This window comes from Parvibaculum sp. (assembly GCF_019635935.1).
In the GTDB taxonomy this organism is placed as follows: domain Bacteria; phylum Pseudomonadota; class Alphaproteobacteria; order Parvibaculales; family Parvibaculaceae; genus Parvibaculum.
On the sequence record NZ_JAHBYN010000001.1, the window covers coordinates 1,336,563 to 1,352,297 of the forward strand.

Genomic DNA, 15,735 nt, shown 5'->3' on the forward strand with positions numbered 1-15,735 from the left:
CGGCTCCGCCGATTTCCTTTAGGGTTTGCGGGCTTCGCGAAACGGGAGGGCCGCCGCGCCGATGAGCTGGGAAAAGGAAACGGACGAGATCAGGCGCCGCCGGACGCTGGCCAAGCGCCAAGGCGGCGAGGAAGCCGTGGCGCGCCAGCACGAGAAGGGGCGGCTGACGCTGCGCGAGCGCATTGCGGGCCTTGCCGACAAGGAAAGCTTTCGCGAACTCGGCGAGGGCGCAGGCGTGCCGCATTTCGATGCCGACGGGAACCTCGTCGATTTCGAGCCGGCGAATTATGTGCTCGGCTTTGCGACGATGGGCGGCCGGCGCGTCGTCATCGGCGGCGAGGATTTCACGCTGAAGGGCGGCTCGCCCAATCCGGCGGGCCTGCGCAAGAGCGTCTATGCCGAGGAACTGGCGCTCACCTACAAAGTGCCGCTGATCCGCCTGCATGAAGGCGGCGGCGGCAGCGTGGCCGGTTCGGCCGGCAAGGGCAATGCACGGCCGCTCGGCGAGCCTGTTTTTGCCAATCCGCGCTTCCGCTCGATCGCGCAGGTGCTGGGCGAAGTGCCGGTGGCAAGCGCGGCGCTCGGTCCCGTGGCCGGCATGCCGGCGGCGCGCCTCGTCGCCTCGCATTTTTCGGTGATGGTCGAAAACGCGCAGGTGCTGATCGCCGGACCGAAAGTGGTCGCCCGCGCCCTCAACGAGAATCTGACCAAGGAGGAACTCGGCGGTCCGGACGTGCATGCGCGTTCGGGCGTGATCGACAATGTGGCGAAAACGGAAGAGGCGGCGCTTGCCGACATTGCGCGCTTCCTTTCCTACCTGCCGGACAATGTGTGGCAGTTACCGCCGCGAGCCGAATGCGCCGATCCGCGCGACCGGGCCGACGAAAGCCTTCTCTCCATCGTGCCGAAGGACCGCCGCAAGCCCTTCAACATGCGCAAGATCGTCAAGGTGGTGATGGACGAAGGCAGCTTTTTCGAGATGACGAAACGCTACGGCCCCTCGCTGATCACGGGGCTCGCGCGGCTCAACGGCGTGAGCGTCGGCGTCATCGCCAATGATTGCAGTTTTTACGCCGGCGCCATGACGGCGGCGGCGGCACAGAAGCTCCGCCGCTTCGCCGATATGTGCAACACGTTTCACCTGCCGATCGTCTCCTTCGTCGACGAGCCGGGCTTCATGATCGGGTCTGCGTCGGAAAAGGCGGCGACCATCCGCCACGGCACGGCGGCGATTGCCGCCGTGATGCAAAGTCGCGTGCCCTGGGCGAGCATCATCGTGCACAAGGTTTTCGGCGTCGCGGGCGCGGCGCATTTCGGCCCCGACGGTTTCGTGCTTTCATGGCCGAGCGCGGCGACAGGCGCGCTGCCGGTGGAAGGCGGTGTGGCGGTTGCCTTTGCCCGCCAGATCGCCGAGGCCGCGGACCCCGAAGCCTTGCGTGCCGAACTCGAAGAAAAACTCGCCGCCGGACAATCGCCCTTCCCGCGCGCCGAGGGATTTTCGGTGCATGAACTAATCGACCCGCGCGAAACGAGGGTCAGGCTTTGCGACTGGCTCGACTGGGTGGAACCGCGCCGCGGCATCGCGCTCGGACCCTACCTGACGACGATGCGACCCTGACGGGCATGAAAAAGGCCCTGCAGTGCAGGGCCTTTTCCGCCTCGTTTTCCTGTCAGTAGTGCGAGAAGAGGATCGCGCCGGTGATGGCGCTGACGCCGATCCACAACATCATGTTCTGCCGGTCGCGCGCGCTGACATAGTAGTAGTCGCCGTAATGCGGATGCGCATGATAGTAGACCGGCGTTCCGAACGAGCGGTAGCGATGGTGCTTGACCACGCGCGGTTGCCAATGCGACCACGGCCGGTAGTTGCGGTGATAGACGACCTTCGGCGGATTGCGGTGATGATAGTGCGCGTGACCGCGATGATGACTGCGCCCGTGATAATTGTGGTGATGCTTCTTGTGGCCGACAAGCTGCAATGTCGCGTCGCCCTGAACGGCGACGGAGGCCGGCAATGTGATCGCCGCTTGCGCCACGGCCGGTGCGCCAAGACCGAGTGCGACGGCAAGACCGGCAAGGGCGAGAATTTTTCTCATCTCCCTCTCCTTCCATAATCCGCTCGTACCCCGTATGCGCACAAGGATGAACGCGCTTTCCTGAACGGCAGATGAACGGACGCGCCTGAGGCGTTCCGCAGAAAATTCCGCAGTGTGAGAGACCCTAACCGCCGAGGAAGAGACGGCCGACATCCGGATTTTCCAGAAGCTGCGCGCCCTCGCCCGCCAGCGCAACGCGGCCGGCGACCAGCACATAGCCGATGTCGGAAAAGTCGAGCCCGCGCCGGGCGTTCTGCTCGACCATGATGATGGTCTTGCCCTGTGTGCGTTGCAGCTCGCCGAGAATCTCGAACACCATGTCGATCATGCGCGGTTCGAGACCGATGGAAGGTTCATCGACCAGCAGCACCTGCGGATCCATGATGAGGGCGCGGCTGATTTCAAGCAGCCGCCGCTCGCCGCCCGACAACACGCCCGCCCGCTCGTTGCGGCGTTTGGCGAGACGGTCGTAATGCGAAAACACACGCTCCGCCGCCGCTTGCGCCTTCGCGCGGTCGGCCAGCAGATAGCCGCCCATCAGCAGGTTTTCCTCGACCGTCATGTCGGGAAAGACCGAATTGTCCTGCAGGATATAGGCGATGCCGGCGTCTTTCAGCTTTTCACTCGGCGTGAGGCGCGTGATGTCGCGCGCACCGGCATTGACGCGGCCGGCGGTGATTTTGGTGAAGCCGAAAATCGAATGCAGCACGGTGGATTTGCCGGCGCCGTTGGGGCCGACGAGACAAAGGCTCTGGCCCTTGCCGACCGCAAGGTCGATGCCATGCAGGATTTCCATGGCGCCGTAGCCCGCGTGAAGCCCGTCCAGCGTCAGCAGCGGTTCGCCCGCGACCAGCGACAGAATTTCCTCGCGCGGCACGGCGCGCGCCATCGCTTCGGCCTCGCGCGCGACATCGCCGACCGAAAGCACCGTGTCGACGCCGCCCTGCCCGTAGCCGCCCGCGAGGTTGTCGCCGTTCTCAGCCATCACGCCACCCCGAGATAAGCGTCGAGCACACGGGCATCGTCGCGGATTTCGTCCGGCGTGCCTTCGGCCAGCACTTCCCCATGCGCCAGACAGGTGATGCGGTGCGCGAGGTTCATGATGACGCGCATATTGTGTTCGATGACGAGCAGCGTGACGCCAAGCTCAGCATTGGCGCGGCGCAAGCGGTCGATCAGCCCGTTGATCAGCGTCGGGTTGATGCCGGCGGTCGGCTCGTCGAGCAGCAGAAGTTTCGGTTCGTTCATCAGCGCCATCGCGAATTCGAGCAGCTTCTGCTGGCCGAAGCTCAGGCGTCCGCCGCGCTCGTCGTGCTTTTCATACAGGCCAACAAAGGCGAGAAGATCGTTGGCGCGGGTTTTCGTCGCCGCCGGCACCGGCTTCAGCAGAGATATGAGGCCGCCATGCGCTTCGCGGGCGCTGATCGCCATGTTCTCGGCGCAGGTCATCTCGCCATAAATGCGCGTCTGCTGCCAGGTGCGCAACAGCCCGAGCCGCGCGATGGGGCCTGCGCGGAGATGCGATATCGGCTGGCCTTCGAAATAAACCTCGCCGCCATCGACCGGCAATGTGCCGGTGATGCAGCCGAACAGCGTCGTCTTGCCCGAGCCGTTGGGACCGATCAGCCCGGCGATCTCGCCCTGTTTCACTGTCAACGAAATACGATCATTGGCGACAACGCCGCCGAAGCGTTTGGTGACATCGCGCACTTCGAGCATCGCGCTCATGGAGCCGCTCCCTGGCGCGCCGCGCGGCGTTCGGCGATCCAGCCCATGATGCCTTGCGGGAAGAAGACGACGATGACGACGATCAGAAGGCCAAGCGCGACGCGCTGCCAGCCGAGAAGATATGTCCAGAAAAGTTCCTGCGTGATGTGGAAGACTATGGCGCCAAGCACCGGCCCCCAAAGCGTTCCCTTGCCGCCGAGTATCGCCATCAGCACCATCCAGACGCCGAAGGTGGCGCCGGCGAAGGCAACGTCGCGCGGATCGATGAAGCCGATCATGTTGGCCGCAAGCCCGCCCGAAATCGAAAGGAAGAAGGCTGCAATGCACCAGGCGAAGACCTTGATCGGGGTCGTGCGCAGGCCCATCGCATCGGCCTTGTCCTGATCGTCGCGAATGGCGTTGAGCGCGAGGCCGAACCGCGTGCCGTAGAGCCAGCGCAGAAACAGGAAACAGACGATGGCGACCGCAAACAACGAGAAGCAAAAAAAGAACTCGCGTTGCCCAAGCGCGCCGGGATAGAGCGGCAGCGCCATGCCGGAGCCGGCGCCGACATAATCCCACCCGGCCGCAACCTCGGCCGCCGTGATGCCGAGGCCAAGCGTGCCGATGGCGAAGTAGTGGCCGCGAATGCCGAGCAGCGCCGCGCCGAACAGAAGCGCCGCAGCGACGGCAAGCGCCGCGCCGAGCACAAGGCCGAGCGCCAGCGCTTCGAAGTAGGGCAGCCCCGCATCGCGCTGCACGACGGCGGCGGCATAGCAGCCGATGCCGAAGAAGACGATGTTGCCGAAGGAATTGTAGCCCATGCGCCCGCCCAGCATGTCCCAGGTCAGGGCGAAAATGACCATCAACCAGAGAAAGGAAAGCTGCGTGATGAGGCTCGGCGCAAGAAACGGCAAGCCGAGGCCGGCAATGGCGAGCACGCCCATGATGTGCCAGTCGGAGAGCTTCGTCATTTGAGATGCTCCCGGCGGCGCGCAGCGCGCAAATGGCGCCAGACAAGGATCGTCACCATCAGCGCGAAAACGAAGGCGATCTGGAATTCGGTGCCGAGGACGAAGCCGGCGACATTTTCAAGCGCCCCAAGACCGAGCCCGGCGGCCACAACCGCGCCGACATTGCCGACCCCGGCAACGACCACCACCATGAAAGAACGCACCGTGTAGGGCAGGCCCATATAGGGATGGATGGTCCAGGCCATGACGGCGAGGCTGCCCGCTGCGCCGCACAGCGCCGCGTTGAGCGCATAGGTCGCCGCATAGACGCGGCCCGTGTCGATGCCGAGAATGCGCGCCGCACGCGGGTTCTGTGCCGTTGCGCGGATCGCCTGCCCGAGCCGCGCATGGCGCAGGAAGAACCAGAGCGACGCGCCCGCCACAAGCGCCAACGCAAAGGCAATCAGCTTGACCCAGGCGACCGTCACCATGCCGTCGAGGAAATGCAGCGAGCCGAGCCCGGCATCGACCGAGCGCACATCGGCGCCGAAGGACAGATTGGCAAGCTGCTGGATCAGGATGGCAAGGCCGAAGGTCGCGAGGATCGAAATGAAGATGTCCTTGTCGACGACGCGAAAGACGATCGCGCGATAGAGCACCCAGCCGACACCGAACATCACGAGCGCCGACACCGGCACGCCGATGAGCGGCGGCATGCCCCATTGCACCAGCAGGAAGGTCACATAGCCGCCGAGCACCACAAGCTCGCCCTGCACGACATTGACGATGTTGAGCACGCCCCAGACCAGTGCCATGCCATAGGCGGCAAGCGCGAAGATCGCACCGATCAGCAGCCCGTTGACGACGACATCGACGGCGAGCGGCGGGAACTGAACGAAAAGAAGTAGGTTGTCGAGCACGAAACTGCTTTCTTTCGCTCAGCGCTCGCCCCAGGGCGGCGTCGGCCAACGGATTTTCGCCTCGGCGAATTCTTCGGGATAGACGACGACATATTTGCCGTCCTGCACCTGGAAGAGAACCATCGGCTTGGCGACATTCTTGCCCGTCTCGTCGAACTCGATCCTGCCGTAGAAGGTCATCATCGCCGTTTCGGTCAATGCCTGGCGGACGTCTTCGGGATCGAGCGATTTGGCGCGCGCAAAGGCATCGGCATAGACCTGCACCGCGGCGCTCGATTCCGCCGCCTGATAGGGCGCGACCTCGCCATAGGTTTCCTCGTAGAGGCGCGCATAGTCCGACGCGCTGCCGAAAAGATCGTCTTCATAGGTCAGCGTCGATGCCCATTGCGCGGCGCAGAGCGCATATTCGGCGGCCGGTCCGAAATTTTCGGCGATGCGCGCCGAATCGCAATGCGTCAGCGCCAGCATCGGCACATTGACGCGCTGGTCCGCCATCTGGCGGATCGCGAGCGAGGCGCCCTTGTCGTGGCCGGAAATCAGCAGAAGGTCGGGCCGGAGCGCCTTGACCTTCGACAAGGTTGCCGACATGTCGTTGAGCTCCGGCGGCAGCTTGTCGTCGACCACCACCTTCATGCCGTGCCGCTTCATGTCAGCAAGAACGCCGTCGCGCACATCCTGCGAGAAGGGATCGTTCTCGAAGGCCATCGCAACGCGCAGCTTCGACGGGTCGCCGGACAGCCGTGCCGCGATGTCGATGGCGCCGCGCAGATATTCGTCGGTGGTCGACAGCACGGCGAAGAGATAGCGGTAGTTCTTGCGGAAGAGCGAGATCGCCGCGCCGTTGGCCTCGACCATCGGCACGCCGTATTTCTCGGTGACGGGCGCGATGGCTTCGGTGAGGCCCGACGAATAGGGCCCGAGCACAAATTGCACCTTGTCCTGCTGGATCAGCCGCTCGACAAGCTGCGCGCCGCGCGCCGGCGTGGACTCGTCGTCGTAGTAGATGATTTGCAGGAGATAGGGCTTGCCGGCGACCGTGACGCCGCCCGCCGCGTTGATCTTCTCGACGGCGAGGTCGTAGCCCTTGCGCGTGAAGGCGCCGTTGGAGGAATATTTACCCGTAAGCGAGACCGCGGCCCCGAGGCGAATGATGCCGGGATCGTCGGCCGCCGCCGGGCCGGCGAGCAGCGCCAGCCCCAGAAAAATCCCGGAAAACAGCCCTTTCCGCATCGCCTTCTCCCCCGCGCGCCAATCGAACCCGGACCCTTATACCCGTCTTGACGCCCGCATGTGAAATTCCCAGATACACAATGCCGGATGCCGCAGATCGCGGGTCCGGCGGGGAGGGCGGCCACCGGCCATGACGGCGGCGGCAGAGCGTTCTCCCCCGTCGACAACATCGCTTGAATGAGGATGTTACCAATGCGCAGCTTCGACTTTTCGCCGCTCTATCGCTCGACCGTCGGCTTCGACCAGCTCCAATCGCTGCTCGATTCGGTGACCCGCGACGCCGGCCAGCCGAGCTATCCCCCCTACAACATCGAACGCACCGGCGAACACGAATACCGCATCTCGATGGCGGTGGCCGGCTTTGCCGAGAGCGACCTTTCGCTTGAGGTGAAACAGAACGTGCTGACCATCGCCGGCAAGCGCGCCGAGCCGGAAGGGGCGAACTACCTCTATCAGGGCATCGCCGGCCGCAGCTTCGAGCGCCGTTTCCAGCTCGCCGATCATGTCGAGGTGAAAGGCGCCCATCTCGAGAATGGCTTGCTGCATGTCGACCTCGTGCGCCGCGTGCCCGAGGAACTAAAGCCCCGCAAGATCGAGATTTCGGCAGCGCCCACAGGCCGCAAGACGATCGAGGGCAATCTGGCGACGGCCGCCGACTAAGGCCCGCGCCGACAGGCAAATGCAAGGGACGCCCCGAAAGGGCGTCCCTTTTTTGCGCGCTCAACCGGCCAGCGACAACCTTGTCTCGACAAGGCTCGGGTCGCCCTCGATGCTGTGTCGCGTGAAACCGAGATCGTCGCACATGTCGAGCATGCCGCGGTTCTCGCGCAATACATGGCCGAATATCTCGCCGATGCCGCGCTGGCGCGCATAGTCGATGAGCTTCAGCATCAACGCATAGCCAAGCCCGTGGCCCTGCATGTCGCTGCGCACCAGGACCGCGTATTCGGCACGCTCCCTGTTGGGATCTTCGGAAAGACGTCCCACTGCCGCGAGATGCGCGCGCGTTTCGTCGGTGAAGACGACGAAGGCCATTTCGCGATCGTAGTCGATCTGCGTCAGGCGGGCCGCGAGCTGGCGCGGCAGCCGCTTCAGCGGCGACAGAAAGCGCAACCGCAAATCTTCCGGGTCCGTATGCGCAAGGAGTTCGTCGATCAACGGCGCATCTTCGGGGCGCACCGGGCGCAGCGGAAACGCCCCGCCCTCGCGGCCGGCAAGCGCGCCTTCGAGCGCCGAAGGATAGGGCCGGATCGCAAAACGCGACGTCCCCCGGCTTTTCGGCGGCTGAAGACGAACCCGCGCATCGAGCGCGACGATACCGTCGTGATCGGCCCAGAGCGGGTTGATGTCGAGCTCGACAACTTCGGGATGATCGGCGGCAAGATCGCCGAGCGCCATCAACGCAGCGGAAATCGCCTCGCGATCCGCCGCCGGGCGGCCGCGATAGCCGTCGAGCAGGCGCGAAACGCGGGTGCGCGAAATGAGATCGTCCGCCAGCACCCGGTTGAGCGGCGGCAACGCCATCGCCTTGTCGCGCACCACCTCGACCGACGTGCCGCCCTGTCCGAACAGGATCACCGGCCCGAACGTCGCATCGTCGACAAGGCCGAGAATGAGTTCGAAGGCATCGCGCTTTGCCGCCATGCGCTGCACGGTGAAACCGTCGATCGAAGCGCCCGGACAGGCATGCGACACGCGGGCGAGCATCCGCGACGCCGCTTCTTCCACCGCCGCCGCATCCTCGAGCGCCAGCGCGACGCCGCCGACGTCGGACTTGTGGGTGATGTCGTGCGAGAGAATTTTCAATGCCGCCGGATAGCCAAGCTCATCGGCGATGCGCGCCGCCTCGGACGCCGAGCGGGCAATCCGTGTCTCGACCACCGGAATGCCATAAGCCGCAAGCAACGCTTTCGCTTCCACCTCGCTCAACCATTCGCGACCGGCGGCAAGCGCCGCCGCGACAAGCTTGCGCGCGGTGTCGAGATCGCGTTGCGGCATCGCCGGGCCCGCCGGCGGAATTTCCATCAGCAGGCGCTGGTTGCGGTTGTGCCGGACATGCAGCATGAAGGCGCGCACAGCACCCGTCGGCGTGTCGTAGGTCGGTATCTTGTGGGCGATGAAGGCTTCGCGCGCCGCCTGCGCGCCCTTGTCGCCGAGCCAGTTGGTGAAGACCGGCTTGCTGCTCGCATCCGCCGCCTCAATGACGGCTTCGGCGGCGGCGAGATTGTTGACGACCGCGGTCGGGCAATTCATCACCAGCAGCGCATCGGTGCCGGGATCTTCGAGCAGCGCTTCCATCGCCTGTGCATAGCGCTCGGCGCCGGCATCGCCGATGATGTCGACCGGATTAGCGCGACTCCAGGTGCGCGGCAACACCTTGTCGAGAGCCGCAACCGTCTCATCCGAAATTTGTGCGAGCCGTCCGCCCTGATCGATGACGAAATCGGTGGCGAGCACGCCGACGCCGCCGCCATTGGTCAGGATGCCAAGACGGTCGCCAAGGATCGGGCGGCGCTCGGAGCGCGTCGAAAGCGTTTCGACAGCCTCGAAAAGATCTTCGATACCAAGCTCGCGCAACATGCCGGCACGCCGAAAGGCCGCGTGATAGACCGCATCCGAACCCGCCAGCGCACCGGTGTGGGACGCCGCGGCGCGCGCCCCCGCCGCGTGCCGCCCGGACTTGATGACGATGACGGGCTTCAGGCGCGATGCCTGCCGTCCGGCCGACATGAACTTGCGCGCATCGGTGATCGACTCGATGTAGAGCAGGATGCTTTTCGTCTGAGGATCGGCGGCGAGAAAGTCGAGCATGTCGCCGAAATCGACATCCGACATGCCGCCAAGCGAGGCGATCGACGAAAAGCCGATGCCGCGGCTCGTTGCCCAGTCGAGCACGGCGGTGACGACGGCGCCCGATTGCGAGACAAAGGCGACATTGCCCTTCAGCGGTTGCACATGGCCGAACGAAGCGTTGAGTCCGTTGCCGGGCGCCATCAGGCCGAGACAATTGGGGCCCGCGATGCGCAACAGATGCGGCCGCGCCGCATCCAGCATCTTCTGTTGCAGCGCCCGCCCCTCCGCGCCCAGCTCGCCGAAGCCGGCCGTGATCACGACCGCCGCTTTCGTGCCGCGCGCGCCGAGCGCGGCGATCAGACCGGGCACCGTTTGGGGCGGCGTCGCGACGACCGCGAGGTCGGGCGCATCGGGCAGGCTCTCGACATCCGGCAGAAACTCGACCTCGCCGGCGCGGCCACCATTTGGATTGACGGCCCAGACAGGGCCGTCAAGCCCGGCGCCGGAGAGATTGTTCAGGAGAACGTTGCCGACCGAGCCTGCACGCGCGCTGGCGCCAATCAGGGCGACGGAGCGCGGGGCGAACATGCGGTCGAGATTGCGGATCGACATGGGCACTGCCTTGCGGAAAAGGGGGAGCGGCTGGCGGCGGACCGACGATGGACATAGAGTATGACGAAATTGCAACGGCGGCGCAGGATCGCCTTTCGCCGCATCGGCAGCTTTGAGGGAGATGAAGAGCCATGGCCAGTATTCAGGCGCGCCTGACCGACCGGATGCTGCGGCTGCTGGTCAAGAGCCGCTTCAATCCCCAGGCCGATCCACGCGCAATCCGCGCCCGCACGACGAAGCTTGCACAGCGCTTCGGCGGCGTGCCGCGAGGTGTCCGGGTGGAGAGGGCGGCGGTTGCCGGAATTCCGGCCGAATGGATCCACCCGCAAGTCGCGGACAACGGCAATACGCTGCTCTATCTGCATGGCGGCGGTTATTCGATCTGCGGGCCGGATACGCATCGCGGCCTCGTGGCGCGGCTCGCAAGCGCCGCCAAAATGCGTGCACTACTACTCGACTATCGGCTGGCGTCGGAACATCCGTTCCCCGCCGCGGTCGAAGATGCCTATGCCGCATACAAATCATTGCTGGCGGAAGGGACCGATCCGTCGCGATTGACGGTCGCGGGCGATTCGGCCGGTGGCGGCCTGACGCTGGCGCTCTTGATGAAACTGCGCGATGCGCACGAGCCGTTGCCCGCCGGCGCGGCGTTGCTGTCGCCTTGGACCGACCTAGCGATGTCCGGCTGGTCGCACATTACGCATGGCAAACTCGATCCGATGCTGAGCGTCGATGCGGCGCTGACAGCCGCCCGGCACTATCTGCAAGGCGCGTCGCCGGCAGAACCGCTGGCCTCGCCGCTCTACGGAAATTTCGAGCGCCTGCCGCCGCTGCTGATCCATGTCGGTGCGAACGAAATACTTCTCGACGACAGCCGCCGCGTTGCGGAGAAGGCGCAGGCCGCCGGGGTCGAGGTGACGCTGCGCGTCTGGCCGGGCGTGCCGCATGTGTTTCAGGCCTTCCCCCAGCTCCCGGAGGCGCGCGCCTCGGTGGCCGAAATCGGGGCCTATCTCCATGCCAGGGCGATTACCGGCGGTCCCAGCCGGCGGGCCGCCGACTGACCTCTCAAGCCACTGAAAATAAACATAAAAATTGACCAGTTCCGATGCTGGATCACACGCCGTTTTAGGGCTGTCTTAACTCACCTCCTGTTATGACTGTTTCACCGTATCCGGCGGATGCGGAGAGGAGGCCCGGCTGGGCCGTGGACGAGGGACCGGGCATTTCCGACTTTGGGAAATACCGGTGGGGACATGGGCAACCGCATCTATTCCGGCGTCGGAGACAGCACCTTTCGCTCGTTGATCGGGCCGACGGCGCGCGGCCTCGCCTTGAAGATGTTCGTGCTGCTGGTTCTGATCTCCGCCGTCCAGTCATATGTCGATTACCGCCATCTCCGTGAAATGACGTTCAACCATGTGGCGCAGCGCGCGGCATCGGTGAGCGATCATCTGGCGATGCGCTCGATCCTCGACGACGATTTCGGCATCGCCGAAGCGAGCCAGGCCGTCGCGCGCGAAACGCGCTGGCACGCCGACCTGCTGGCGGTCTATCTCGTCGACGCGTCCGGCCGGCCGCTCGCCGGACACGGCGCCGCGCGCATCGAAGACACGAATTCCTTTCTCGCCGATCCGCTCATCGGCGACATGATCCGCCGGAGCTTTGCCGAGGGCATTGCAGCCGGCTTTGAGACGAGCGCCAACGGCATCGACAGCTGGGCGCATGTCGCGGCCCTTCCCGACGAAGGCCTCGCGACCGTCACCGTGGTCGATCTGCGGCCGGCACGCGCCGAACTCTCGGCCTCCCTCGTCTCCGCCGTTCTGCGGCGCATCGTCACCGCCGCCGCCGTTTCCGTCGCCCTCTTCGTGCTGCTGCATCGCGCCGTCATCGGCCCGATAGCGCGGCTCGCCGGCGCCGTGCGCGCCAGCAGCGCGACCGGCCGCTTCGACGTTCCCCCCGGGATGCCGAAAGGCGAACTCGGCGATCTTGCGGAACTCTTTGCCCGCGTGTTCAAACGCCTGCAATCGAGCCGCGGCGAGAACGAACAACTGGCGCTGGTCGCCAACGGCACCGATGCCGGCGTGCTGATCGCCGACCGGGATGGCCGCATCGTCTGGACAAATGCCGGCTACACGGCCATGACGGGCTTCTCGCATCAGGAACTCGAGGACCGTACGCCGCACGAAATTCTGACCGAACATGCCGGCGCCGGGGCGCCGGCGGTCCTTGCCGAAAGCATCGGCGACGGTGAGGCACGCAACGTCGAAACCATCGGATTGACGCGCGACGGCAAGCAATACTGGGCGACCGTCGAGGTGCGTCCGATCCGCGATATTCAGGGCGAAATCCGCAACTTCATCGTCATCGAGAACGACATCACCGAGATGAAGGAAACCGAGATCGCGCTGAAACGCAGCCGCCAGGAATTGCAGGATCGCGTCCAGGACCTGCAGGTGACCTATGAACAGCTCGAACAGGAGCGCGCCAATCTCGCCCGAACCGCGCAGGACCTGTCGAACGCCAAGGAAGCGGCCGAAAACGCCAATCGCGCCAAGTCGGCTTTCCTCGCCACGATGAGCCATGAACTGAGAACGCCGATGAACGGCGTCATCGGCATTGCCGATCTTCTGTTGTCCAGCGAAATGCCGCCGGTGCAGCGCGAGCGCGTCGAGATGATCCGCGAATCCGGCGAATGCCTGCTTACAATCCTCAACGACATTCTCGATCTCTCGAAGCTTGAGGCCGGCCGGATGATGCTAGAGTGCGCCCCCGTGGCGCCTCGGGAAGTCGTCGAAACGGTCGTCGAGGTGATGCGGCCGAACGCCGAAGAGAAGTCGTTGTCGTTGCACGTCGAGATAAGCGACAACGTGCCCGAGAGCATCGTCGGCGACGCCACGCGGCTGCGCCAGATCCTGTTCAATCTGATCGGCAACGCGATCAAGTTCACACCCGAAGGCCACATCGATGTGACCGTCGATGCGATACCGGACCGCGAAGCCGACGCGATGGAGATTCTTTTCACGGTCCGCGACACCGGCATCGGTATCCCAGAGGCTATGCTGCCGAGTCTCTTCACGCGTTTCCAGCAGGCCGACTCCTCGATCTCCCGCACCTATGGCGGCACCGGTCTCGGCCTCGCTATCGCGCGCGAACTGACGACGCTGATGAACGGAGCGATATCGGTTGAGAGCCGCGACGGCGAAGGCAGCACCTTCCGCGTTCGTCTGCCCGTTCAGGTCGTGGCGGACGCAACCGCCGCGCCGGAAACGCAGCCGCAACCGCAGGAACCCGCGGCCGCGGCCGCCGACGAACCGCACCAACTGCGCGTGCTCCTGGCGGAAGACCAGCCGGTCAACCAGAAGCTGATGATGGCGGTGATGGAACGCCTCGGCCACGACCTGACCATTGCGGAGAACGGCGTCGAGGTTATTCGCAAGCTGCGCGAAGGCAGCTTCGACCTGATCCTGATGGACATCCAGATGCCGCTGATGGACGGCATTCAGGCGACGAAGGTCATTCGCAGCTTCGACGAACCCTGGCACGATATTCCGATTGTCGCCGTTACCGCGCATGCGATGGACGGACATCGCGAGGCCTACATGGAGGCCGGCATGAACGGCTTCGTCTCGAAGCCGTTCAAGATCGATCTGCTGGTGGCCGAAATGGAGCGTACGACGCAGCATCGCCGTCCGGCAGCAGCCGGAATTGGCGGGACGGCGACGGCAGCCGCCGCCGACGCAGCGCCCGATGCCGCGGACCCGCTGGCCGATATGCTGAGCGAACTGGAACGGATGGCCGGTTAGCCGGCGCTGCGGCCCGTCAAGACGTCGAGCTTCTCGGCAATACGGCGGCCCGTCTCGCCGCCATCTCCCGAAATGTTGTTCTCGGAAACCGTCTTCAGCATGCGGATATGCATGTGGATGATATTGCGTTCATCGGCGGATGAGCGTTTACCGCTGCGCAGATAGTCGCAGAAAGAGGCGCCGATTTCGGTGACGAGGTCGTAGCCGAACGAACCGCCCTGCCCTTTGATGTTGTGGGCGATGCCATGAAGCTCGGCAAGCGTTGCCTCGGCCGGTGCGCCGCCTTCGAGACGGGCCCAGACTTCTTCGAGCGCCGCAACATCGTTGGCAAGCTGTTCGCGATAGGTGTCGCGCAAGGCTTCGACCGCAGCCTCGGCTTGCGCAATCAGGCTGTCGTAGTCGCCCGTCGCCTCGTCTTTGGGAAATCCCATGGCTCCACCCACGCTTGCCGGACCGACCGGCTGCCTTGACCTGACGGTAGCGGGGGAGCGTTAAGGAAATCTTGAAAGGACCGGTTTCAACCGGCCGCCAGGGCCAGAAACGCGTCGATTTCGGACGGTTGCGACTGAAAAGACGTCACGAGGCGGACGGTCCGAGCCTGCGCGTCGTCGCCCGGCATCGGCCAGGGATGGAAGCGCGCGCCGCCTTTTCTGAGCCGGGCGATGGTGCTCGTCTGCAGTCTGACGAATATTTCGTTCGCCTGCGGCTCGACGTGAAGCGTCGCGTCCGGCAGTGCGGCAAGGCCCGCGGCGAGACGGCCCGTCATGGCGTTCGCATGCGCCGCCAGCCGCAACCACAAACCGTTTTCCAGATAGGCTTCGAGCTGCGCCGAGACGAAGCGCATCTTCGACAGAAGGTGCCCGGCCCGCTTGCGCCGGAACGCAAGATCGCGCGCCAGCGCCGGATCGAAAACGATCACGGCCTCGGCCGCCAGCGCACCGTTCTTGGTGGCACCGAACGACATGATGTCGATGCCGGCCTTCCATGTCGCTTCGGCCGGCGAAAGCCCGAGCGTCGCCAGCGCATTGGCAAATCGCGCACCGTCCATGTGAACGTGCAAGCCGCGCCCGCGCGCGATTTCGACAAGCGCGCGAATTTCATCCGGCGTATAGACCGCGCCAAGCTCGGTCGATTGCGTCAGCGTCAACGCCGCCGGCTGCACATGATGAACGATGCCGGCCGGAAGTGCCGCCAGCGCCGCCTCGAGTGCGGCCGGTTCGATCCTGGCGCCGGCGCCCGAAAGCGGCACCAGCTTTGCGCCGCCCGAAAACATCTCGGGCGCGCCGCATTCATCGACATGCACATGCGCAAGCTCATGGCACATTACGGCGCCGTGTGGCGGCGTCAGCGCCGCCAGCGCCAGCGCATTGGCCGCCGTGCCGGTGACGACCGGGTAGACCGCCACCTCCCGTTCGAAAATCTCCGAAAACCGCCGGATGAGGCGCGCCGTCACCGCGTCGCTGCCGTAGGAAGCCTCGGTTCCGGCATTCACCCGGGCGAGCGCTGCCAGGATTTCCGGCGCCGCCCCGGCCGCGTTGTCGCTCGTGAAGTCCATAATCGCTCCATCCGATGGGTGGCGGAACCCCGCCACCGGCCAATTCCGGCACTAACGCCTTGATTC

13 protein-coding genes are annotated in these 15,735 nt (G+C 64.9%); 4 read left to right on the top strand and 9 right to left on the bottom strand.

All coding sequences use genetic code 11. From position 1 onward, the window contains the following. Positions 1-61: 61 nt before the first annotated feature. Positions 62-1,618, top strand: a complete 1,557-nt coding sequence (locus KF719_RS06875; protein ID WP_293507976.1) for a carboxyl transferase domain-containing protein — start codon at positions 62-64, stop codon at positions 1,616-1,618. Between the two features lie 52 nt (positions 1,619-1,670). Here the strand turns inward: KF719_RS06875 and KF719_RS06880 are convergent, their stop codons facing one another. The 6 genes from KF719_RS06880 to KF719_RS06905 form a co-directional block, all read right to left on the bottom strand. Continuing rightward, positions 1,671-2,096 (bottom strand): hypothetical protein, encoded by a 426-nt coding sequence (locus tag KF719_RS06880; RefSeq protein WP_293507977.1) that lies wholly within the window; start codon positions 2,094-2,096, stop codon positions 1,671-1,673. Between the two features lie 124 nt (positions 2,097-2,220). Then, positions 2,221-3,081: an ABC transporter ATP-binding protein gene (locus KF719_RS06885; RefSeq protein WP_293507978.1), complete on the bottom strand. Its 861-nt coding sequence runs from the start codon at positions 3,079-3,081 to the stop codon at positions 2,221-2,223. Next, positions 3,081-3,824, bottom strand: coding sequence for an ABC transporter ATP-binding protein (locus tag KF719_RS06890; protein WP_293507979.1), 744 nt, complete (start codon positions 3,822-3,824; stop codon positions 3,081-3,083). Before KF719_RS06890 ends, KF719_RS06885 begins: the two co-directional genes overlap by 1 nt. Further along, positions 3,821-4,777, bottom strand: a complete 957-nt coding sequence (locus KF719_RS06895; RefSeq protein ID WP_293507980.1) for a branched-chain amino acid ABC transporter permease — start codon at positions 4,775-4,777, stop codon at positions 3,821-3,823. The genes KF719_RS06890 and KF719_RS06895 overlap by 4 nt, the downstream gene beginning before the upstream one ends. Then, positions 4,774-5,676: a branched-chain amino acid ABC transporter permease gene (locus KF719_RS06900; protein WP_293507981.1), complete on the bottom strand. Its 903-nt coding sequence runs from the start codon at positions 5,674-5,676 to the stop codon at positions 4,774-4,776. Before KF719_RS06900 ends, KF719_RS06895 begins: the two co-directional genes overlap by 4 nt. 18 nt (positions 5,677-5,694) lie before the next feature. Then, positions 5,695-6,906 carry an amino acid ABC transporter substrate-binding protein gene (locus tag KF719_RS06905; protein ID WP_293507982.1) on the bottom strand — a complete coding sequence of 404 codons (1,212 nt, stop codon included), beginning with the start codon at positions 6,904-6,906 and terminating at the stop codon, positions 5,695-5,697. 192 nt (positions 6,907-7,098) lie between these two features. On the opposite strand from KF719_RS06905, the gene KF719_RS06910 reads away from it, so the two are divergent. Then, entirely contained in the window at positions 7,099-7,566 is a 468-nt protein-coding gene (locus KF719_RS06910) for an Hsp20 family protein (RefSeq protein ID WP_293507983.1), read from the top strand. A gap of 60 nt (positions 7,567-7,626) precedes the next feature. On the opposite strand, the gene KF719_RS06915 is transcribed toward KF719_RS06910, so the two are convergent. Beyond that, the gene (locus KF719_RS06915) at positions 7,627-10,311 is read right to left on the bottom strand and encodes a bifunctional acetate--CoA ligase family protein/GNAT family N-acetyltransferase (protein ID WP_293507984.1); all 2,685 of its coding nucleotides are present in this window, start codon (positions 10,309-10,311) and stop codon (positions 7,627-7,629) included. Between the two features lie 131 nt (positions 10,312-10,442). Here KF719_RS06915 and KF719_RS06920 point away from each other — a divergent pair, with 131 nt between their 5' ends. Further along, a complete protein-coding gene (locus KF719_RS06920; protein WP_293507985.1) occupies positions 10,443-11,372 on the top strand; it encodes an alpha/beta hydrolase in 930 nt (309 codons plus the stop codon). 192 nt (positions 11,373-11,564) lie between these two features. Further along, positions 11,565-14,114, top strand: coding sequence for an ATP-binding protein (locus tag KF719_RS06925; protein WP_293507986.1), 2,550 nt, complete (start codon positions 11,565-11,567; stop codon positions 14,112-14,114). Here KF719_RS06925 and KF719_RS06930 read toward each other — a convergent pair. Both KF719_RS06930 and KF719_RS06935 read right to left on the bottom strand, forming a co-directional pair. After that, positions 14,111-14,545 carry an Hpt domain-containing protein gene (locus tag KF719_RS06930; protein WP_293507987.1) on the bottom strand — a complete coding sequence of 145 codons (435 nt, stop codon included), beginning with the start codon at positions 14,543-14,545 and terminating at the stop codon, positions 14,111-14,113. The two genes, KF719_RS06925 and KF719_RS06930, sit on opposite strands and share 4 nt — an antisense overlap. 86 nt (positions 14,546-14,631) lie before the next feature. Next, positions 14,632-15,669 (bottom strand): beta-eliminating lyase-related protein, encoded by a 1,038-nt coding sequence (locus KF719_RS06935; protein WP_293507988.1) that lies wholly within the window; start codon positions 15,667-15,669, stop codon positions 14,632-14,634. Positions 15,670-15,735: the final 66 nt, after the last annotated feature.